We start from the raw sequence: 21,402 nt of genomic DNA, 5'->3' as shown, positions 1-21,402 counted from the left end.
AGCGTGAGGAGGTATCAGAGGGACTTCAGCGTGCCCTTGGGCAGGACCGCCGCGACGGCGTTCTTCTGCACGTTGACCTCGGTGCCCTCGGCGATCTCCATGGTCAGGAACTCGTCGCTGACCTTGGTGACCCGGCCGACCAGTCCGCCGCCGATGACGATCTCGTCACCCTTGTCGAGGTTGCTGATGAGCTGCTTGTGCTGCTTGGCGCGCTTGGACTGCGGGCGCCACAGCAGGAAGTAGAAGATCAGTACGAAGCCGACCAGCATGACGATCTGGGCGATACCGCCGCCCGCAGCCGCACCGCCTTCCGCGTGCGCCTGTGAAATGAAGAAGTCCAGCATGGGTTGTTGTCTCCTGGAGGGTTGCGAAACAGGGCCGAGGCTCGGCCTCGACCGGAATAAGGGTCGTCGTTAGCTCACTGTGGCGCGTCGGGCACTGACAGGCCGCGTCGTGCATAGAACATTTTCACGAAGTCCGCCAATGTACCCGCTTCGATAGCACCGCGCAAACCGGCCATGACGCGCTGGTAATAGCGCAGATTGTGGATGGTATTGAGCATCGAACCAAGCATTTCGCCACACCGATCAAGGTGATGCAGATAGCTGCGCGAGAAATGCTGGCAGGTATAGCAGTCGCAGCCTTCCTCGAGTGGGCGGGTGTCGTGACGATGCTTGGCATTGCGGATCTTGACCGTGCCCTCGGCGGTGAACAGATGACCGTTGCGGCCGTTGCGGGTCGGCATCACGCAGTCGAACATGTCGATGCCGCGACGCACGCCCTCGACCAGATCCTCGGGCTTGCCCACCCCCATCAGGTAGCGCGGCTTGTCATCGGGCATCCAGGTCGGCAGGTAATCGAGGACCTCGATCATCTCCTCCTTGGGCTCGCCCACCGACAGCCCGCCGATCGCCAGGCCGTCGAAGCCGATCTCCTCGAGCCCCTCCAGCGAGCGCTTGCGCAGCTCGGGATACATGCCGCCCTGGATGATCCCGAACAGCGCCGAGGGCGAGTCGCCGTGGGCGAGGCGCGAACGCTCGGCCCAGCGCAGCGAGAGTTCCATCGACTTCCGTGCCTCGTCCTCCGTCGCCGGGTAGGGGGTGCACTCGTCGAAGATCATCACGATGTCCGAGCCCAGCGAGCGCTGAACGGCCATCGACTCCTCGGGGCCCATGAACACCTTGGCGCCGTCCACCGGCGAGCGAAAGTGCACGCCCTGCTCGGTGATCTTGCGCATCGCCCCCAGCGAGAACACCTGGAAACCGCCGGAATCGGTGAGGATCGGCTTGTCCCACTGGGCGAAGTCGTGCAGGTCGCCATGGGCCTCGATCACCTCGGTGCCCGGGCGCAGCCACAGGTGGAAGGTATTGCCGAGGATGATCTCGGCGCCGATCTCCTTGACGCTCTGCGGGGTCATGCCCTTGACGGTACCGTAGGTGCCCACCGGCATGAACGCCGGGGTTTCCACGGTGCCGCGCGGGAAGGTCAGCCGGCCGCGGCGGGCGCGCCCGTCGCCGGCCAGACGCTCGAAACTCATGAAGCATTCGTTACGCATGGAATTCTCGAAAAAAGATGAATGACGCCGCGGGCCGAGTTCAGCGTGTCTTGCGGGTCAGGGCTTACGTGTCAAGAACATGGCATCGCCATAACTGAAGAAGCTGTAGCGCGCGTCGACCGCGGCGCGGTAGGCGTCCATGACCGGCTGGTAACCGGCGAACGCCGACACCAGCATCAGCAGGGTCGATTCCGGCAGGTGGAAGTTGGTCACCAGGGCGTCGACGCAGCGCCATTGATACCCCGGGTAGATGAAGATGTCGGTCTCGCCGCGAAACGGCGCGATCTGGCCATCGGCGCCGGCGGCACAGGCGCTCTCCAGGCAGCGCACGCTGGTGGTGCCCACCGCGATCACCCGGTTGCCGCGCGCCTTGGCGGCACGCACCTGAGCGCTGACCGTCTCGTCGACCTCGACCCATTCGCTGTGCATGTGGTGCTCGCGGATGTCGTCGACGCGCACCGGCTGAAAGGTGCCCGCCCCCACGTGGAGGGTGACGAAGGCGGGCTCGATGCCGCGCTCGCGCATGGCTTCCATCAGCGGCTCGTCGAAGTGCAGCCCGGCGGTGGGCGCGGCGACCGCGCCGTCGCGCCGCGCGTAGACGGTCTGGTAACGTTCGCGGTCGGCGAGTTCGTCGTCGCGCTCGATGTACGGGGGGAGTGGCATGTGGCCGTGGCGTTCGAGCAGTTCGATCAGCGGCGTGTCGCCGAGAAAGCGCAGCTCGAACAGGGCCTCGCGACGACCCTCGACCACCGCGCGCACCTCGCCTTCGAAGACCAGCTCGGTCCCCGGTCTGGGCGACTTGCTGGCGCGGATGTGCGCCAGCCCGCGGTGGGCGTCGAGCGGGCGCTCGAGCAGCATCTCCACGCGCCCGCCGCTGGCCTTGTGGCCGTGCAGCCGCGCGGGGATCACCCGGGTATCGTTGAACACCACCACGTCACCCGGCGCCAGGCGCTCGAGCAGGTCGGGGAAGCGCCGGTGCTCGATGGCGCCGCTGTCGCCATCCAGGCACAGCAGTCGGCAGTCGCTGCGCTGTTCGCTGGGATAGCGGGCGATCAGCTCGTCGGGAAGGTCGAAATGGAAGTCGGCGCGCTGCATGGCTGCGTGAAGGCTCGAGTAAGGTTGCAAGACGATGACGGGCGAAACATGCCTGCGGGCGGCCCCGCGATGCTCGAAGGGGTCTCTTCGAGAGGGGCCGCCCGCAAAGGCGCACCATGATAATCGACACGCTCGATTAAGTCAGGCCCGGCGATTGACGAACCCGGCGAGACCCGTATAATCCTGACCCGCTGCCGGCGTGGCGGAATTGGTAGACGCAGCGGATTCAAAATCCGCCGCTGGAGACAGTGTGTCGGTTCGAGTCCGACCGCCGGCACCATGTAATCAAGCACTTAGCATTCCCCTCGTGCTTGACCTCGATTCGCATCCCCTCATGTGTCAACAAAGTGTCCACACACTTCGAACGTGTATCAGATGACTCTCGCGTGAGTTTGCAAGCCTAATGTGCGCCATTAGACCGCGGTGTGCATGAGCGCCCCAGGGCGCTCATCATGAGCACGAGCCAAAGTAGGAAGTTCGCTTCAGCCATGCACCCTGTCGTCTTGCGCATAGATCGCCGTATGGGGCCTTCCTTCACCGTCTCGCCAGGCGCGGTACATGCCCGGCGTGTTGAAGACCAGCTGGGTACTGCCATCCGGCGAGACGGCAATGACCCCGCCTTGGCCGCCAAGCGCTTTCAGCTCCTGAAAGACGACGTCCCGACAGGCTGTCTCGAGGTCTTTTCGCGCGTGGCGCATGCGCGCGGCGATGTCATGAGCGACTGCGGCGCGAATGAAATACTCGCCATGTCCCGTGGCGGAGATCGCGGCACTTCGGTCATCGGCCCAGGTGCCGGCGCCTATCAGCGGCGTGTCGCCGACCCGTGAGTAGCGCTTGTTGGTGATGCCCCCGGTGGACGTTGCCGCCGCGACATGGCCATGACGATCGAGCGCGACTGCACCAACCGTACCGAACTTGTGGCCCTCGGGCGGCTCGTCCTGGCCACCTCGATGATCGGCCTGGCTGGGTTCAAGGTTTGGTGTGCCGCCCTTGAGGCGATTGTCCTGCCACTGGCGACGCCGGAGTTCCGTGTCGTACCAGTCATTGGCGACCTGGGGGAGCTGACGTTCTTCCAGGAAGCGGTCGGCGCCTTCGCCGATGAGCATGACATGCTCGCTGTGCTCCATGACGGCGCGCGCGCCGCGAATCGGGTTGCGGACATGATGCACGCCGGCAACGGCGCCGGCGGCGCGGTCGCTGCCCCGCATGATGGCGGCATCGAGCTCATGGCGGCCTTCGTCGGTGAACACGGCGCCCTTGCCGGCATTGAACCAGGGGGATTCTTCCAGCATCACGACACTGGCTTCCACGGCATCCAGACTGCTGCCGCCCGCTTCCAGTATCCGCTGGCCGGCGTCGAGGGCCAGTCGCAGCGCTTCGTGAATGTCGCTTTCATCCTGAGCGGACAACAGGCCGGGCGTCAGGACGCCGGCGCCGCCATGAATCGCCATGGCGATGGGGGCATGGTTCATGCGTTGGAGACTCCGTGATCGAGAATTTGCGTCAGAAACTGCTGGGTGCGAGGAGAGCGCGGTGCGTCGAAGAATTGCCTGGGCGGTGCCTCCTCGACGATCTCGCCACGATCCATGAACACCACGCGGTCGGCCACGCGCCTGGCAAAGCCCATTTCATGCGTGACGCAGAGCATCGTCATGCCCTCCTTGGCGAGGTCCACCATGACCTCGAGCACTTCGGCGATCATCTCGGGATCGAGCGCCGAGGTGGGCTCGTCGAAGAGCATGACCTTGGGGCGCATGCACAGCGCGCGGGCGATGGCGATGCGCTGCTGTTGGCCGCCCGAAAGCTGACCCGGGTACTTGTTGGCGTGCTCGCGCATCTGCACACGGTCCAGGAGCGACAACGCATGCTCGATGGCATCCGCCTGGGCGATCCCGAGATTGGCGGTCTGGGGGAGCGTGCAGTTCTTGAGTACGCTGAGATGAGGAAAGAGATTGAAGTGCTGAAAGCACATGCCCACGCTGCGTCTGATGCGTTGCAGGCGTTGACGATTGTCGTCCAGCGTTTCGCCCAGCACCTCGAGCGTACCCTGCTGATGTACTTCGAGCTGGTTGATGCAGCGGATGAGCGTGGATTTGCCCGACCCCGAGGGGCCGCAGATGACGATACGTTCGCCGCTTCGGACATCGAGCGAGATATCCTTGAGGGCGTGGAACTTGTCATACCACTTGTTGAGGTTCTGGATCCGCACGACGGGGGCATCATGCGCAGGCGTGGCGACGTTGGAGATCGGTGCGGTGCTCATGAGCGGCTTTTTTCCAGTTGTTTTTCCAGGTGGCGCGCGTAGCGAGACAGGGCGAAGCAGATCGTGAAGAAGAAGAAGGCCAGGAAAAGATAGACCTCATGCTCCAGACCTAGCCATTCGGGCGCGGAGGTGGTGCTCATGGCGATGCCCACGACATCCAGGACGCCGACGACGACGACCAGCGTGGTTTCCTTGAACAGCCCGATGAACTGGGTCAGCAGCGGCGGGATGGTATTGCGCAGCACCTGGGGGAGGATGATCATCCCCATGGTCTTCCAGTAGGAGAACCCCAGCGCTCTTGCGGCTTCGTACTGGCCACGCGGCATGCCTTGCAGGCCACCGCGAATGGTCTCGGCCATGTACGCAGCCGTGAACATGATCAGCACGATCAGCACCCGCAGCAGGATGTCGACGGTGAAGCCTTCGGGAAAGAATAGCTGGATCATCAACGAAGCCATGAACAGCAGCGTGATGACGGGGACCGAGCGCACCAGTTCGATGTACAGCACGCTGAGCAGCTTGATGGCGGGTTTGCTCGAGCGGCGGCCGAGTGCCAGGAGAATGCCGATCGGCAGGGCGAAAAGCATGCCGATGACGCCCAGGAATACGGTGACCAGGATGCCCGCGAACTTCGTCGACGAGACCTCGGGCAGCCCGGCGCCGCCCTTGAGCAGCCACCACATCACGAACGGCAGGGCGATCAGGTAACCCAGCACCCAGCGCCGATCGATACGCTTCAGGTACAGCAGGGGAAAGATAGCCGCCGAGAGCGCGAAGGCGATGTCGACGCGCCAGGTTTGCGTGTCGGGGTAGAAACCGTAGACGAACAGCCCGATGCGCTGGGTGACGGGTAGCCAGCAGGCGCCATCGCCGATGCAGTCGGCCTGGCTGTCGCCCGTGAAGGTCGCCGAGAAGATCAGCCAGTCCAGGGTGCGTGGCACGAACCACACCAGCAGCGCCAGCGTGACGAGCGTCACTACGGACTGGAAGGCCGTCGGAAACAGCTTCTGCTTCATCCAGCGTCTGGCACGCACGACGCCATGATCCTGCGGCGGCGCTTGTGCTGGTCGATGGGGCTGCTCGGTGGCCAAGACGGTCGAGGAAAGTGGCATGGGAGCTCCTTAACCGTGCGTGCGCAGGCTGACGCGGTAGTTGTAGAAATTCATCAACAGCGACGTTATCAAGCTGAAGACGCAATAGGTCGCCATCACCAGGGCGATGCACTCGATGGCCTGGCCCGTCTGGTTGAGCGTGGTGCCGCCCGTCGACGACACCAGCTCCATGTAGCCGACCACCACGCCCAGCGACGAATTCTTGATGATATTGAGATAGGTGCTGGTGACCTGGGGGATCATCGGATAAATCGCCTGCGGAACGATCAGGCGGAACATGGTGGGCATCTCGGAGAAGCCCAGGGCATGGGCCGCCTCGTATTGACCACGCGATACGGACTGGATGGAGCCACGCACGATTTCGGCGATGTAGCTGGCGCTGTAGAAGGAAAGGGCCAGCCAGAGCGCCATCAGTTCGGGGGTGAGATTGACGCCGCCGCTGAAACCGAAACCTCGAGAAACGGGGACGTCCCACTGCCAATGGCTACCGCTGATCAGGTAGACGATGAGCGGCAACACGATGGCACCGATGAGGATGGCGGGCCAGACGGGCGGACCGAAGCCTTTCCAGGCGAGGCCGTTCCGGTACCGCGCCATCAGCGCATAACCGATCGCCCCGCCACCGACGGCGCACAGCAGACCCCAACCGATCAGCGAGCCATCGCTGGCCCAGGCGAGGGTCAGTCCGCGGTTGCTGAGATAGCCCACATCGAACAGGGAAATGGCCTGGCGCACGTTGGGCAGCGCCAGCATGAGCCCGTACCACCAGATCAAATGCACGATCAGCGGCACGTTGCGCAGAAACTCGACGGCGAGATAGCTAAGCCGCCCCAGCAGCCAGTTGTCCGAGACACGGCAGACGCCGAGGAATACGCCGCACAGGGTGGCCAGGGCGATGCTCAATCCCGACACGAGCAGGGTATTGATCAGGCCGACCAGATAAGCGCGAAAATAGGTGTCGTTCGGCGTGTAATCGATCAGGTGAAAGCTGATGGCATAGCCGGCGCGCTCATTCAGGAAGCCGAAGCCCGAAGCGATGCCCAATGCATCGAGGTTGTCGCTGGCGTTGACGACCAGTAGATAGAAGGCGCCAGCGACGAGGGCGAGGATGGCGCCTTGTTGCAGTGCGCTGAGGGCTCGCGCACTTTGCAGGCGTTTGTTCCACATAAGCGTTTCTCGATACGATGCCGCGCGAACGCAGCAGTGCAGTGGAGTGCGACGGGCGCCCGGCCATGGCCATGTCCGGGGCCCGATTCATTCACCACCTGAGCGCGAGGATGCGCTTAGCGGATGGGCGCGGGGTAGAGGAGGCCGTTGTCGCTCCAAAGGCGATTGAGGCCGCGATCGAACTTCAGCGGCGTCTCGGGGCCCACGTTGCGAGCGAATATTTCCGCATAATTGCCGACCTGCTTGATGGCCTGGTAGGCCCAGTCATTGCTCAGGCCGAAGCGCTCGCCGATGCGTCCATCAGTGCCCAGCAGGCGAGCGATATTGGGGTTCTGCGTCTCGTCGCGCAGGGTGTCGACGTTATGCGAGGTGACCTCGAGCTCTTCGGCATTCATGAGTGCGAAGGCGGTCCAGGTGACGATGTCACGCCATTGTGCATCCCCCTGCGGCACGTAGGCGCCAAGAGGCTCCTTGGAGATCGCGTCGGGAAGCAGAGTGAAGGCATCGGGGTCGGCAAACTGGGTCCGGCGCGAGGCCAGGCCGCTCATGTCGTTGGTAATGGCATCGCAACGCCCCTTCTGGAAGGCATTGTACAACTCGGTACTCTTTTCGATGACCACGGTGCGATAGCTCAGGTCGCGACGACCGAAGTAATCTTCCAGGTTTTGTTCGGACGTGGTTCCTGGCGATAGACAGAAGACAGCGCCATCGAGTTCTTCGATAGAAGCGATGCCAAAGTCGGCATGTGTCATCACCCCTTGGCCGTCATAGAACCAGGGTGTGGTGAAGTCGGCGCCCAGGTTGGCATCCCGCGAGGCCGTCCAGGTCGTGGCGCGTGACAGCACATCGATCTCTCCGGAGGCGAGTGCCGTGAAACGATTCTTTGCCGTGGTGACCACGAATTCCACCTTGCTGGCGTCGCCGAGCACCGCGGCCGCAACACCGCGACACAAATCGACATCCATGCCGCTCCACCGGCCGTCGTCGGTCAGGTAGGAGAATCCGGCCTTGTCGCTGCTGACCCCGCAGCGCAGAGCGTCTCGTGCCTGTACGTCGTCGAGCAGGCTGGCCTGGGCGGCGCCGGCATAGGCGGCACCCAGGCTCATGAGTCCCAGGGCGGCGATCTTTCCCAACATGTTGTTGTTTTGCATGTGTCTTCCTTCTATTCCGTCGCGTTCATTTGAAACCCTCGCTGGGGTAGGGTGAAGCGTCATCGTACGAATGCAGGTCCGCCATGGTGCTGTCGCGCTATCGGATCCATGCATCGTTGGCCCATGGCGCCGCTTCAGGCCCAATTAACATTACGCACCTGACCAGGGCAGCTCTAGCGACGATTGATCGTCACAGTCGTATCGGCTATCGAATATGTGCATAACCTGATACTTTTGAGTCGGTACGTTACGGTTATCAAACGGCCGGCAATTAGCCGTGTCGGGACCCAATGAGGCGTCATGGACATCATCTGGTACGCGGATTTCTTGGCGCTCGCCGAAACGGGCAAGTTCACCGCCGCTGCACGTCTTCGAAATTGCTCACAGTCGACGCTGAGCCGGCGTATCCAGCTACTGGAAGCCCACCTCGGCATGCAGCTGTTCGATCGTGGCAGGACGCCGATTCGCCTGACTGCCTCGGGTGAGGCGTTGACACCCGCCGCGGCTGAGCTGGTCCGGCTGTCTCATGAATGCGAGCAGAGCGTCAAGGTCATCGATCGGCCATTGACGTTTGCCTCGCTTCATACGCTGGCATGCAACTTCTTTCCGCAATGGATCTCACGCTATTCCACGCAGGACGCGCCATTGTTCACCCGTATCGATACGGGGCACAAGAGTACGGAAAATTACTATATGTCGCTGATGTCGGGGCGCAGCGATTTCATCCTCTTTTATCGAGATGACGAATCGCAGCGCTACTTTCAGCGTGATGACTTTGAAGTGCTATCGCTGGGGCATGACGAGCTGTATTGGGTGGGCACCTCGGAGCTGGCCCGGTTGTGCCGAAGTTCCCAGGGCACGATCCCCTGGTTGACCTACTCGCGCACCGCTCAATTGCACGAGCTTTCGCGAGCGCAGGTCGAACGGCACCCCGAGCCCTCTCGCCTGAAGCGGGTTTTCGAGGCGACCGTATCCGAAGCGCTCAAGCCCATGGTCGCGATGGGCCAAGGCATAGCCTGTATGCCGCATAGCATGTCCGCTCCACTCATCGAAGACGGCAGGCTGGTACGGATTTACCCGCAGATGCCGGCGGACCATGTGGAGATCATCCTGGTGCGCTGGCTGGGTAATCGCAATGCCGTGGCCAGCGACTTTTGGGAACGCTTGAAAAGCGATAGCGCTTCCATCTGAGAGATGATCCTTTGCCGCGCCCACCAGAGCGTGCCAAGCCTGGCCAGGACCTGCCTGCAAAGTTATCGGATGCTTCCAGCCCGGCATGAAGATGCAGGCGGGGCCGCGCCTGATGCTGCCGCTACCCGTTACGGTGGGAAGCGGCATGTCGTGGAGGGTTTAGCTGAAGAGCCAGGGGTCGAGAACCCCGCTGGGATAGGTGAGGGTCAGGAAATGTGCCATGCCAACCAGGAAGGCGACCACGCCAACCGCCATCCCTGCCGCCGTCCATAACTTCAGCCGGGCGATGCCCAGCAGGAATGTCAGGCAGAACAGAGCGGCAGTGCTGATGAAGCCCAGTCCCAGGACGGTCGCGATCAGCGTGCAGAAGCCCGCCAGCCAGACCAGTTCCTCACGGCACGTCTGACGTTGCCATTGTGGGCGTCGCACCGCATGTCGTGCGATTTCGGCCAGACTGCCCAGCGCCATGATGGCGATAGCCAGCTTGGGGAACACGCTGCCCAGTAGCGATAGGCCAGCGACGTCGCTCCAGGCGAACGCGGCCAGGCCCAGCAGACCCCCCAGCAGTAGCACGTCCACGCCACCCAGTCTGGCTTGCTCCTTGTCGACTGGAGCGGCCGCCTTGGCGTCAGTACCTCCGCCCTCTTTCGTCTGCCGGCGTTGCTGCCATAGTGATTTGAGGACTGGGATAAACAGCACCGCCAGGATCAGCGCGCCAATAATCAGCACGCCGGGACGGGCGAAGGCTGCGCTGCCCTGAAACTGTACCGCCTGGTAGAAGTAGGTTTCGGCACCGGGAGCCAGCACGAAGCCGATCAGGAAGGCTGGACGCGACCAGGCGGCCTTCTTGAACAGAACGCCAACGGCACCCACTGCTGCCAGAGCGATCAGGTCGCCGGTGGAGCGGGTCGCCTGATAGGCAGCGAACAGGATAAGAACGGTGATCAGCGGAGCAAGAATGGTAAAGCGTACCCGGGTGAGGCCGGCGACCGGACCTGCTAGCCCCAGACAAAGTCCGGCGCCGAGAATGTTGGCTAGTGCCAGTGACCAGATGATGGTGTAGGTCAGATCGAGATGGGTCTCGATCATGCCGACACCCGGCTGCAGGCCCAGCAGTAGAAGCCCACCGAGAAACACCGCCGCGCTGCCGGAGCCAGGCACGCCAAATAATAGCGTGGGCACCATCGCTCCGCAGGCGCAGGCGTTGTTGGCCGACTCGGGGGCGATCACCCCGCGAATATCGCCTTTGCCGAATTCACTTTTGTCCTTGGCGCTTTGTACCGCGTGGCCATAGGTCATCCAGTCGACTACCGAACCGGCTAGCCCCGGAATGGTACCAATCAAGCTGCCGAAGCCCGCGCAACGGGCTACCAAGCCTCGTTCCCGTCGCACGTCGCGAAAGCCTTGGCGCCAGCCCGCGCCGAGCCGGCAGGGCTCGCCGGCGATGGCACCTCGCTGTGCCAGCAGGTCGATGATCTCCGGCAATGCGAAGATGCCGAGGCCTACCACCACCAGCGGCAAGCCGTCGTAGAGATAATCGAGACCGTAGTTCAGCCGAAACTCGCCGGTTGCCGGCGCCATTCCTGTGGCGCCGACCAGCAGACCCAGCCCGCATGCGGCCAGCCCCTTGAACAGGTCGCGGCCCGAGAGCACGGCAACCATCGACAGGCCCAGCAATGTCAACATGAACAGCTCGGATGACGAGAAAGACAACACCAGCGGTCGGGCAATGAGGATGAACCCGGTCAGTACCACGGCGCCGATCAAGCCGCCGATCATCGACGACAGGAAGGCACTGGACAGCGCACGCGCCGCCTGGCCGCGCTTGGCTAACGAGAAGCCGTCGATCACCGTGGCTTGCGAAGCGCTGGAACCGGGAATGCCGAGCAGCACAGAGGCGAAGGTGTCGCCGGTAGGAATGACTGCCACCAACCCCATCAGCATTCCCAAGGCTACCGAGGGGTCCATGCCGTACAGGAAGGGCAGCAGCAACGACATGCCGGCTATGCCGCCAAGGCCGGGAATGATGCCGACTATCAGGCCGACGATGACCCCAAGCATCATGTAGAGAAGATGGGAGAGGGTGAAGACCTGTCCCAGACTGGAGAGAAGAATATCGAGCATGGCGTGGTTCTTCGCGTTGTCGTATCGAAAATCGAGCCGGCCCCGTCGCCATGCGACGAGGCCGGGAAGATCAGCGCGTGGCCAGGTGGACGTCGAACTTGTCCGCCAGCCAGGTGATCAGCCACTGACGGGTCTCGTCCTTGATCGCCATGGCGTCCTCGAGATGGGCCGAGACCGTCTTGCCGACGATGGGCGTGTAGGGCCCGAGCTGAGCCGTCGACTCCTGCTTGAACCTGTCGGTCTTGATGAATTCGCGGGCAGCCTGCCGATAGACCTCGGTGAGCGCCTCGGGGGTATCGACCGGCACCATCACCAGTTTCTGTAGCGCATAGCCGGAAGCGAAGAATTTGCGATAGGCCTCGTAGGCGTTACCGGACGGCGCCTCGCCTTCGGTCTGCTGATAAATCTCGTTGAACGTTGGCAAGTCAGGGAAGGTCGGATCGCGGACGATCTTGCCGTCATCGTCAAGCACGCCCAGGCTGAACAGCGGAATGGCCTTGCCGTCATCGACCAGCGGCTGGACATTGCTCAGGTAGGCCGAGGTGGTCTGGAAATCGATATTCGCTTCGCCGCGTTCGAAAGCCAGTCGACCCTCGCCGCGGCTACGCATCCCGAACACCGGGTTAATGTCGACACCCAGCATGTCGAGCGCAATCAGGACGGGTAGCTCGACTCCTGTGGGCGACTGTGCAGCGAGTTTGACCGGTTCCTGGAGCAGGGCCTGCAGGGCGCTGTCAGCATCCTTGCCGAGGCTCGGCGAGGCATAGACGACACCACCGGTTGGCGTGGCAAGGAGCGGTTTCCAGTCGGCATAGTCGTAGCGTACACGCGGGTCGCCCAGCATCGCCGGATACTGAGTCGAGGCCGAGGTGCCTAGCCACTGGCTACCATCGGCATGGGCTCGCATCGCGAAAAGGTTGGCACCATTGATCGATCCGCCCCCAGGCACATTGTCGATCATGAGGGTGGGCTCGTCGGGCAAGTAGTTACTGAACCAAGGGGCGAAGAAACGGGCCCAGACATCGGTACCGCCACCCACTCCAAAGGGGATGGTCCATTTGATGCTGTCGGGTACCTTGGCGTCCGCGGCCTTGGCAATGGGGGGTAAGGTCATGGCACTCAGCCCGGCACATAGCAGGCCCAGGCCTGCGACGCGTTTCAGTCGGGTAGTGAGTGTCCGTTGGGTGTTCAAGGGACTCATGGCGTGACTCCTTGTTCTTGTGTTGCTCTTTGGGTGGATTTATTCGTTGGAATCGAAGGCTGTCTAGCAGGCCTTCGCTTTTACGGCGTCGGCCGGACTGCCGGAATAATAGAGCGTACCGGCCATGATCTTGCGAGCCGTACGCACCAGCGATACACGGGCTACGTCATGCGGATCTTGCCCTCGGTGTTCGACATCGAGATCGATATAGCCCGAGGGATGCTCGAGGCGAACATGATCTAGTCGCTCGCCCTCGGCCAGTCGACCCGAAGCGACGGCGATGCGGTGGGCAACGGTGCCCGGCACGCTAACCGCCGTCGCCAAGGCGATGGCACCGGTAACGGCGAGTGCCTTGTGGCAGCGGTGTGGCACGAAGTAGCGCGCGCGCAATGTGGCGCCGCGCTCGTCGGCCGCTGACAGCAGAACCGGCTTGGGCAGTACGCCCTGGCTGACATCGCCGAGTCCCATGCGTCGTCCGGCTTCACGGCGAATTGACTCGAGTCGGGCCAGCACGGAATCGTTAGCATCGAGTTCGGCGGGTGTTTCGTTACCGCTCAGGCCGAAGTCCACGGATGCAATCAGCAGCGTGGGGGTCGCAGCGTCAAGGCAGGTAACCGCAATGCCGTCGATGGTTTCCTGCGCCTGCCCGGTGGGCAACAATGCACCGGTCTTGGTCCCCACGACATCGAGGAAGCTCAATTGAATGCCGGCGGCAGTGCCTGGAACGCCGCTGATTCGCGTGTCGCCCTCATAGAGGACCTGTCGTCCGGGTGTGGGAACATGGCACTCGATGAGCCGCTGGGTGTTGATGTTGCGGACCCGCACCACGGTCATGTCGTCGCGAGGCTCGACCAGTCCGGTCTCGATCGCGTAGGGGCCGACCGCCGACAGCATATTGCCACAATTGGGATTGAAGTCGACGCGGCGACCGGGGCCGTCGACCTGAGCAAATAGATAATCGACATCGGCCCCCGGATAGTCGGAACGTTCGACAATCGCCACTTTGCTGGTCAACGGATCGCTGCCACCGATGCCGTCGATCTGTAGGGCATGGCCGGCGCCCATCAGACTAAGCAGTGTCTCTGCTCGTGCCTCTGGCGATTCGGGCAGGTCGTTCATGCGCAGAAAAGGACCTTTGGATGTGCCGCCGCGCATGATGATGCAGGGAATGCTGTTGATCATTGCTGTTTCACTTTCCTTGCGTGGGGACTCGTGAAACGAGCATGTCACCCGCTTTTTGATGCCTCAAATGCAAATAAAATAGGTTTTCAATGTCGAGTACGCATTAATGCGCTAAGCTATTCGATATAGCTCTTTTAATGCAAGAATCGCCTATGTTGCATCGCATCGAATTCCTTGACTTGCAGGCCTTTGTCCAAGTCGCCGATCTGGGCAGCTTCCACGAGGCGGCGCAGCGCCTTCACCTGTCACAGCCAGCACTGTCGCGGCGTATTCAGAAGCTTGAGGAAGCGCTCGAGGTTGCGCTTCTCGAGCGCACTACTCGACGCACATGGTTGACCGCGATTGGCGCCGACTTCTTGCCGCGGGCCCGAAGGATGATCGACGATTACGAATCGTCGATCCTCGGCATTCGCGAATTGGCGACCCATCAGAAGGGGACCTTGACCATAGCCTGCCTCCCCACGGCGGCTTTCTACTTCCTGCCTAGTGTCATTCGACGCTTCAACGAGGCTTGGCCGGGGATTCGCATTCGCATTCTCGATGTCAGCGCCAACGAAGGGCTGGAGCGGGTCATCAACGGCGAAGCGGATTTCGGCATCAACATGATCAGCCCGCAGCTACCCGAGGTGTCGTTCACGCCACTGCTGCGCGATCCCTTCGTGCTGGCGTTGCGTTCCGACCATCCGCTGGCTGCCAAGGAGACGATCACCTGGGCCGATCTGGAAGCGGTTCGAATGATTACCGTTAGTCGTGATAGCGGCAACCGTACGCTGCTGGACAATGTGCTGTCATCGGAGGGTATCCGTCTCAACGGTTTCTACGAAGTACAGCACCTTTCGACATCGCTTGGTCTGGTGGAGTCCGGCCTTGGGGTCGCCATCTTACCGAGGATGACCATGCCAGGTCCGGGCCATGACACGCTCTGCGCGCGACCTTTGCCCGAGCCGCGGATACAGCGCACCATCGGTTTGATCCAGCGCAACGATCATAACCTGTCGAGTACCGCAGAGCTGTTCATCGAGACCTTGTTGGCATTGTGGGGCGACAAGGGTGGGGGCAGTCCTTCTTAGGGCTTTGTTTATGTCCTTTGAGCGCTTATACGAGTCGGGCGATATGCCTCATTGCCGATGAATAAGCGGACTTCTCAGACCTTCCACTTCATGCGGAACAGCAAACGCTCATAGAGAACCCAGGCGTGGAAGAGCATGAACACGGCAACGAAGTCGATAGCGGTTACTTTGAGTAACGACAGAATGTAGGCCTGTTCTGCCAGAAACTCGGCACTTGTCACCGCCAAGTAGGTCTCGGTGCCGAATAGGCCCCACAGGCTGAGAGTGGCGAGTACCAGGGCCATGTCCCTGACGCGGTAACCCAATCCGCGTCGTTTGGGGTTGCTGATGATCATTGAGCCAAGCTGGTTATTCACGGAAAGATTCTCCTCTGTCGGGACTGCGCCAGATGGCGTGCTGGCCGCGGCGACGCACCACGGCCTTGGGAAAGGCGATGACGGCCGTCATCATGTTCAAGATCCAGTAGAAAAACGGATACCAGATGCTCCAGAACAGACAGTTGGCCATGGCGTGGTCATAGCGGCTGTCGATGAAGAAGCTGACGCAGAACTGGAGCAGGCAAAGAAAGACCAGTAGGCCCACTGACCATTCGAGCACGGCTTCTGCCGTATCCCAGCTCGGCATGCCCAAGGTCAGGTCGCACAGGCCTAAGACGATCAGCGCTAGCATCGAGTAGCACCAGACGATGCTGATGACGTATTCGGCGAGTAGCGGCCAAAAACGGCGGTTGCGCCAGCCAATCGCCTTGCCGAAATGACGCAGGAAAGCCTCGGCGCCACCTTGCGCCCAGCGCAGACGCTGACGAAACAGGCCGCGCAGGGTCTCGGGCATCAATACCCAGCAAATGGCATGGGGCTCGTAGCGGATCTGCCATCTTGAGAGTTGCAGCTTCCAGCTGACATCGATGTCCTCGGTGATCATGTCGGTGCTCCAGCCGCCGACCTGCTCGAGCGCGCTGCGGCGAAAGGCGCAGATGACCCCGGAAATGGTGAAGACCATGCCGTAGATGCGCTGGGCACGCTTTATCAAACCGATGATCGAGGAGAATTCGCCTGTCTGGATCTTGCCGATCGCCGTGGAGCGCGTACGTACCCGTGGATTGCCGGTCACGCTGCCGACACGCGGGCTGCGCAGGAAGTGTTCGACCATCCAGGCGACGGCGTCGTAGTCGAGCACGGCATCGCCGTCGATACCGACGATGATGTCTCCGCTGGCGTGGGCCAGGCCATTGTTCATAGCGCTGGCCTTGCCTTGATTGCTTTGGTGCAGCACTTTCAGGGTCGAGTACTGCTGGGCCAGCGCGTCCAGACGGTTGCCGGTATCGTCGCGGCTGCCGTCGTTGATGGCGATGATTTCGAGATTGAGGTAGTTCTGCCGAATCAGGTGGCCGATGGTCTCATCGATGTTTTCCCCTTCGTTGTGGCAGGGCACCAGCACCGATACGCGCGGGGCATTGGGGGCGATGGCCGAAGCCGGTCGCTCCGTCTGCTTGCGTTCCCAGTGGAAGAAATAGTAAAGACCGCCACAGATCCAAACCGTGGCCATCAGGCTGGGATAGCTCATGGTAAACAGCGCGAGTGCTTCCATCGCGGTCATGGCGCGTCACCCAGGTGGCTCGCCAATGAAAAGCTGCGACGCAATACGCCGATGTCTGGATGGCTGTTGATGAAGTCGTCAGGGTAGTAGCCATAGTTGTAGATACCCTCGCTGCGGATCACTTCCATCCAGTGCGCCAGTGTCTTGCTGGGAACCGGCGTCTGGTCGCGCCAGTCGGTGGCCTGGAGTTCGAAGACTAGGCGTTCGGCGGGGACGTGCTCCAGGGTCTCGTTGGCAAGGCGTCTCAGCCAGCTGTCCGCATCCTTGGCTCCTTCCATATACGGCATGGCCATGACGGCGGTGTAGTCATAGGAGTCGCCGAACTTCTCGAGATTCTGGGCGAACCATGCCTCGCTTTCAGGCTCGAGCACCACTGGCGCATAGAGGTTGCGCGCGATCAGGAAGCGCTGGTTGTCGTACTGGCGATAATGGTCGGCGGCGTTTCGCAATTCGTAGGTGAAATCGATCAGGAACTGCGTCTTGTGGCGGGTCCACTCGGCCATTTTCGTGTCGTCTTGGCGTATCTGTGACACGCTGCCAGGCAGATTCCATTCGCGTTCATACCACTGCAGCGCCGCCGGGCTGGCGTCCTCGAAGTCGTTCATCAGCCCATCATCGTGAAACAGCAGGCTATCGAACTTGGCCATGCGGCCCAGATCCTCGTAGATCTCGCGAACGATCTGGCGGTTTTTCTCGATGTAGGGCGAAAGGCGCCGATAATAGTCCGGGTTGGTTTTACCGAGACGCGCATCGACGATGTATTGATGGTCTTCGCCTAGATCGAAAGCCATGATCGGCATCCAGGCGTAGACTTCGACCCCGGCGCGCTTCTTGAGCTGCCAGGCGACGCGGTTGAACAGGTCGGCCTTCATCGGCATATGGCGGTTCGGAAAATACAGCGCCTCGGCGACCCCGTCGCCATCGTCATCGGCATAGGCCTGCAGGTAGACCGTGCTCACGCCCTGCTTCTTGACGCGATCGAGCAGGATATCCAGGTTGTGGCCTTGTTGGACTTTGTCCTCGTCGTAGATGTAGTCGAGATCCACGTGAACGATCCGCTCGACGCCACGCTCCCAGGTACGGTCGGCCAGGATCTCTTCGAGGGTCTCCAGTGAGGTTTCCTGGTCGATCAGGTAGCGCCCCATTTCCCTGGGGCTCTCCTCCATGTCGTTGACGTGGCCAAGCAGGCTGAAGGTTTGCAGCATGCCTGCTTCGGCGGCCAGCTTCAGTGTTGTATTGCTGTAGGCGCCATAAGGCCAGACCATGATGCGTGGCCCCTTGCCCAGCTCTTCCTGGAAACGCTGACGGGTCATGTTCATGTCGTCGCGTATGCGCGAGAGATATTCGCTTTCGCTCTCGTAGCCCGAAGGCGACCAGGCGCTGGTCGTAGCGGCGGGCTGCTGGTTGCCGAAAGGGTTGCCGACAATTCCCTTGTGAAGGTCGTAGGTATGTGAAGCGACTTCGACCAACTGGGATTGCTGCATCTCGCGCAATTCTTCCCAGCTCATGAAACGCTCGCGGGGCAGTGTCGTGTCGCCGTAGGGCACTTGCTGCCTGGATGGTACATCGAGCCAACTGCCGACCACGGCGGTGATGGCGGGGTAGCCGTAGAGCTTGAGTAGTGGATAGACGATATCGTAAAAGCTGCGGTAGCCGTCGTCGAAGGTCAGCAGGATGGCCTTTTCAGGCAAGGGCTGCTTGCCCTCACGTGCATCGATGATCTGTTGATAGCTGACTGGCTGATAGCCAAGTTCGGCGAACAGATTGAAATGCTGGACCAACAGGTTACGGGTGATCGTCTGCGGGAAGATCTTCTGGTTCGGGGTCTGGTTCAGGTCGATCACGTCGTGATAGCTGATAACGCTGAATTCCCCGGGATCGCGTCCCGGGTCGCGGCCCCAATCCTTGGCCGCAAATGCCGGCATGGCCAGGGACAAGGCCAGCAGGGCTGCAATCCATTTGCTCACAGGAACCTCCATTCAAAACCGGCGGTGATGAAGTTGCCGTATTCGGGAACGCCGTCGTAGACGGATTTTTGACGGCTGATGCCGTATTCGAAGAGGACGTCGGGCTCGAACTCCCAGCTGTGCTGGTAGCCCACCGCCCAGGTTGGCTCGCTCCCGTAGTCTTCCTGCCAGTACCTGCCACCACCCAATGTCAGGGCCTGCACCAAAGACTTGCGGTAGCCCAGTGGCAGGGTATGGCTGAACTCGAACTCACCGCTGGCGCTGGCGTCTTGGCGGGGGTTGAAATAGCTGGCCTCGACCTCGTCATTCTTCGATGTGCCGGCGAACAGCTGGCCTGTGATGTTCCATTCATCATGGCCGTAGATTTCCTCGGTCCAATAGCCCGAGATGGCGCGGCGCAGGTTGCCGTCTTCCAGATCCATGAAAGCCAGACCAATACCGCCGGTACCGGACTCATCCCGACGGTAGCGTCCTTCCAGGCGGTAAAGGTCGGCATAGACGCCGTCGCGCAGCGCGCGCAGGGGCGTCTCGGCGCTATTGATCTCGACGCTGAAAATTCCCGTCCAGTAATCGGAGAAGGCATAACTGAGCTCGCTCCAGATCAGCGGGTCTTCGTTGAGCTGGACACCATCGCCGACCGCCAGCTTGACAGTGGCGGGGTACAGGTTGAATTCGTAGCCGACGGCGGTATAAGCGGCATACAGCGGTTCGCCGTCGTACTCGCCGTACATCCCGATACGCTGGGCGAAGAAGCGCGAGCCGGCCTCGTTGCGAGGTGCTTCCAGCAGCGCCTCGTAACGCCAATCGTGCGAGCTTTGGACGCCGGAACCGGTGCTGTCGCCATGCGTGGCCTTGACGCTGAGTCGACCGGCACGCTGCTCGCGCAACTCCCTGGCCAAGCCATCCAGCGACACGCTGGGCGGGTCCTGCTCGATACGCTGCTCGATGGTCTCGACGTTGCCGCGCCAGTCGCCACGGTCGAGCCGCGACATGAGAACGCCATAGGTGGGTACGTTGCGGTTATCGGGGGCCGAAAGCTGGGCGGCGCGCTGGTAATCCTCTTCCGCTTGGCGTGGCCAGCCACGCCAACGGCTGAGGTCACCCTTGATACGCCACAGCGAAGCGTTGGCCGGGGCCTGTTCGATCAGGTTGTCGAGGCGCTCGGACGCGACGTCCTCGTCGCCGCGCCAGGCGGAGAGCATTACGTCGAGATGGCGCACACGCTCGTAGTTGAGGTTGGCGATGCGCCGGGTGCCGGTAAAGTCCCAGCGTGAGGCAGGCTCGGCCTTTTCCCATTTCTCGAGAACCCGCTCGGCGTCGTCATACTGGCGGGCATCGGCGTAGGCGTAGATCAGCGACTCGTAACGTGGCTGGTCCGGGGCTCGCGCAAGGTTGGGGTTGGAGGCGATCAGCGATGCATAGATGTCGCGTGCCTCGCGTGGGCGACCCAGGCCGCTGAGCGCATCGGCACGGGCTTCGAGGACGTAATTGGGCAGCGGGCCATAACGGACTTCCAATTGCGCTGCCAGGGCCTCGGCTTCCTCGAAACGGCGTAGTGTTGCAAGTGCCACGACCCTATCGTACTGGGCGCGTTGGGCGAGCCCCGGATCGGCATTCTGGGTGGCGATGACCGACTCCAGTTCAGTCAGGCCCGCCTCGGCACGAATGACCTCGTTGGTGCTATCGGCCAAGCGCATCTTGCTTACCGCATCGTAGTAACGCAGCCAGAGACGGTCCGTTTCGGTGAAAAGTTGAGGTGATTCCTGCATCAGCCGCTCGGCGGCGCTGTGGGCGCCCAGCGTTATGGCCAGGCGATAAAGCGCCTTGATTTCCGCTTCATTCCGAGGCTGACGTTCGATGAGCAACTGGCGAGCCTGCAGCTCTGCGATGGGGTTTTCGTTGCGTGCCGCCAGGTAGGCACGTGTCTCGAACCAACCATCGGTGCGCCCAAAACGTTCTTCGTAACGGGTCAGCGCCCAGTTGGCGGACTCGTAGTAGCCCTGGTCGATATTGGTCAGCGCAATACCGAGCCACCCCTGGGCATTGTTGGGGTCGCGGAAGGTCAGGGTCTGGTAGAAATCGAGCGAATGCTGGTACTCCCCGGCCAGGCGGGCGGCCCGGCCCAAGGCTTCCAGGCTGACATTGGAGTAGTCATCGATATGGCATTGCGCACAGGCATCCAGGGCCTGCTGATAGCGACCATCGCGCACCATCAAGGCAATCAAATCATCGAGAACGACGCGATCGCCTGTCTGAGCGTAAAGCCTCGATAGGCCATCGATCGCTTCGTCGAGTTGCCCCTGGCGGGCCATGATGATCCAGGCTTCTCGCTGAGAATCGAGATCACTTTGTGCCAGAGTCGCATTTGCCGCCAACAGCGCTACTGCACACAGTAGCGATCTCGTCAGATTCATGGACCATCCTTTCCCCGGTCTGTTATGTGTATTCGATTCGGTATGAATCTAAAAAGCTTTATTAGCAACTGCCATGATAGGCAGCATGACGAACCGATAAATACCGTGGGTAGAGTAAAGGGAGGCGGAGAATGTCCCAACCTGACATTGGCTCATTGGTGGGGTGGTTTCTGCACCACTTAAAGTGAGTTGAAGCATTGTTATAGGCAGCCTGGTGAAGACGGTAACTTAATGTGAGAGCTGCTAGTAGCTTAATCTTGCAAAGAGGCTGTGTTCGTGGTTTAAGGGTTTGAGTGTCTTCATATGGGCGTGTT

17 protein-coding genes and 1 tRNA gene are annotated in these 21,402 nt (G+C 61.4%); 3 read left to right on the top strand and 15 right to left on the bottom strand.

Annotated elements, in window-relative coordinates; translation table 11 throughout:
• Positions 1-14: 14 nt before the first annotated feature.
• From yajC to queA, 3 genes are all read right to left on the bottom strand, one after another.
• The gene (gene yajC / locus HR9077_RS09855; RefSeq protein WP_136066833.1) at positions 15-344 is read right to left on the bottom strand and encodes a preprotein translocase subunit YajC; all 330 of its coding nucleotides are present in this window, start codon (positions 342-344) and stop codon (positions 15-17) included.
• A gap of 74 nt (positions 345-418) precedes the next feature.
• Positions 419-1,537 carry a tRNA guanosine(34) transglycosylase Tgt gene (gene tgt, locus HR9077_RS09850; protein ID WP_136066832.1) on the bottom strand — a complete coding sequence of 373 codons (1,119 nt, stop codon included), beginning with the start codon at positions 1,535-1,537 and terminating at the stop codon, positions 419-421.
• A gap of 75 nt (positions 1,538-1,612) precedes the next feature.
• Positions 1,613-2,650, bottom strand: a complete 1,038-nt coding sequence (queA, locus tag HR9077_RS09845; protein ID WP_136066831.1) for a tRNA preQ1(34) S-adenosylmethionine ribosyltransferase-isomerase QueA — start codon at positions 2,648-2,650, stop codon at positions 1,613-1,615.
• Positions 2,651-2,843: 193 nt separating this feature from the next.
• On the opposite strand from queA, the gene HR9077_RS09840 reads away from it, so the two are divergent.
• A tRNA-Leu gene (locus HR9077_RS09840) sits at positions 2,844-2,930 on the top strand.
• Between the two features lie 202 nt (positions 2,931-3,132).
• Here HR9077_RS09840 and HR9077_RS09835 read toward each other — a convergent pair.
• The 5 genes from HR9077_RS09835 to HR9077_RS09815 all read right to left on the bottom strand — a co-directional run bounded on the left by HR9077_RS09835 (position 3,133) and on the right by HR9077_RS09815 (position 8,343).
• Positions 3,133-4,122 (bottom strand): isoaspartyl peptidase/L-asparaginase family protein, encoded by a 990-nt coding sequence (locus tag HR9077_RS09835; RefSeq protein WP_136066830.1) that lies wholly within the window; start codon positions 4,120-4,122, stop codon positions 3,133-3,135.
• Positions 4,119-4,913 carry an amino acid ABC transporter ATP-binding protein gene (locus HR9077_RS09830; RefSeq protein WP_136066829.1) on the bottom strand — a complete coding sequence of 265 codons (795 nt, stop codon included), beginning with the start codon at positions 4,911-4,913 and terminating at the stop codon, positions 4,119-4,121. The genes HR9077_RS09835 and HR9077_RS09830 overlap by 4 nt, the downstream gene beginning before the upstream one ends.
• Positions 4,910-6,025, bottom strand: coding sequence for an amino acid ABC transporter permease (locus tag HR9077_RS09825; RefSeq protein WP_136066828.1), 1,116 nt, complete (start codon positions 6,023-6,025; stop codon positions 4,910-4,912). Before HR9077_RS09825 ends, HR9077_RS09830 begins: the two co-directional genes overlap by 4 nt.
• A gap of 9 nt (positions 6,026-6,034) precedes the next feature.
• Positions 6,035-7,192 (bottom strand): amino acid ABC transporter permease, encoded by a 1,158-nt coding sequence (locus tag HR9077_RS09820; protein WP_136066827.1) that lies wholly within the window; start codon positions 7,190-7,192, stop codon positions 6,035-6,037.
• Positions 7,193-7,308: 116 nt separating this feature from the next.
• Positions 7,309-8,343: an amino acid ABC transporter substrate-binding protein gene (locus HR9077_RS09815; protein ID WP_136066826.1), complete on the bottom strand. Its 1,035-nt coding sequence runs from the start codon at positions 8,341-8,343 to the stop codon at positions 7,309-7,311.
• A gap of 300 nt (positions 8,344-8,643) precedes the next feature.
• Here HR9077_RS09815 and HR9077_RS09810 point away from each other — a divergent pair, with 300 nt between their 5' ends.
• Positions 8,644-9,534 carry a LysR family transcriptional regulator gene (locus tag HR9077_RS09810; protein WP_136066825.1) on the top strand — a complete coding sequence of 297 codons (891 nt, stop codon included), beginning with the start codon at positions 8,644-8,646 and terminating at the stop codon, positions 9,532-9,534.
• Between the two features lie 159 nt (positions 9,535-9,693).
• Here the strand turns inward: HR9077_RS09810 and HR9077_RS09805 are convergent, their stop codons facing one another.
• The 3 genes from HR9077_RS09805 to HR9077_RS09795 form a co-directional block, all read right to left on the bottom strand.
• Positions 9,694-11,658 carry a tripartite tricarboxylate transporter permease gene (locus HR9077_RS09805; protein ID WP_136066824.1) on the bottom strand — a complete coding sequence of 655 codons (1,965 nt, stop codon included), beginning with the start codon at positions 11,656-11,658 and terminating at the stop codon, positions 9,694-9,696.
• A 70-nt stretch (positions 11,659-11,728) separates the two neighbouring features.
• On the bottom strand, positions 11,729-12,859 hold the full coding sequence (locus HR9077_RS09800) for a type 2 periplasmic-binding domain-containing protein (RefSeq protein WP_244613135.1): 1,131 nt from the start codon (positions 12,857-12,859) through the stop codon (positions 11,729-11,731).
• Between the two features lie 63 nt (positions 12,860-12,922).
• Positions 12,923-14,041 (bottom strand): 4-oxalomesaconate tautomerase, encoded by a 1,119-nt coding sequence (locus tag HR9077_RS09795; protein ID WP_136066823.1) that lies wholly within the window; start codon positions 14,039-14,041, stop codon positions 12,923-12,925.
• 152 nt (positions 14,042-14,193) lie between these two features.
• Here HR9077_RS09795 and HR9077_RS09790 point away from each other — a divergent pair, with 152 nt between their 5' ends.
• Positions 14,194-15,111 carry a LysR family transcriptional regulator gene (locus HR9077_RS09790; RefSeq protein ID WP_210725904.1) on the top strand — a complete coding sequence of 306 codons (918 nt, stop codon included), beginning with the start codon at positions 14,194-14,196 and terminating at the stop codon, positions 15,109-15,111.
• Positions 15,112-15,185: 74 nt separating this feature from the next.
• On the opposite strand, the gene HR9077_RS09785 is transcribed toward HR9077_RS09790, so the two are convergent.
• Genes HR9077_RS09785 through pgaA form a run of 4 tightly spaced genes read right to left on the bottom strand, consistent with a single transcriptional unit; the run spans position 15,186 to position 21,088 of the window.
• On the bottom strand, positions 15,186-15,467 hold the full coding sequence (locus tag HR9077_RS09785) for a hypothetical protein (protein WP_136066822.1): 282 nt from the start codon (positions 15,465-15,467) through the stop codon (positions 15,186-15,188).
• Positions 15,460-16,707: a poly-beta-1,6-N-acetyl-D-glucosamine synthase gene (gene pgaC, locus HR9077_RS09780; protein WP_136066821.1), complete on the bottom strand. Its 1,248-nt coding sequence runs from the start codon at positions 16,705-16,707 to the stop codon at positions 15,460-15,462. Before pgaC ends, HR9077_RS09785 begins: the two co-directional genes overlap by 8 nt.
• Positions 16,704-18,674, bottom strand: coding sequence for a poly-beta-1,6-N-acetyl-D-glucosamine N-deacetylase PgaB (pgaB, locus tag HR9077_RS09775; RefSeq protein ID WP_136066820.1), 1,971 nt, complete (start codon positions 18,672-18,674; stop codon positions 16,704-16,706). The genes pgaC and pgaB overlap by 4 nt, the downstream gene beginning before the upstream one ends.
• A complete protein-coding gene (gene pgaA / locus HR9077_RS09770; RefSeq protein WP_136066819.1) occupies positions 18,671-21,088 on the bottom strand; it encodes a poly-beta-1,6 N-acetyl-D-glucosamine export porin PgaA in 2,418 nt (805 codons plus the stop codon). Before pgaA ends, pgaB begins: the two co-directional genes overlap by 4 nt.
• Positions 21,089-21,402 lie beyond the last annotated feature (314 nt).

Origin of the sequence: Modicisalibacter radicis (assembly GCF_900961225.1) — a bacterium.
Taxonomy (GTDB): Bacteria; Pseudomonadota; Gammaproteobacteria; order Pseudomonadales; family Halomonadaceae; genus Modicisalibacter.
This window is presented reverse-complemented; position numbering and strand designations above follow the sequence as displayed.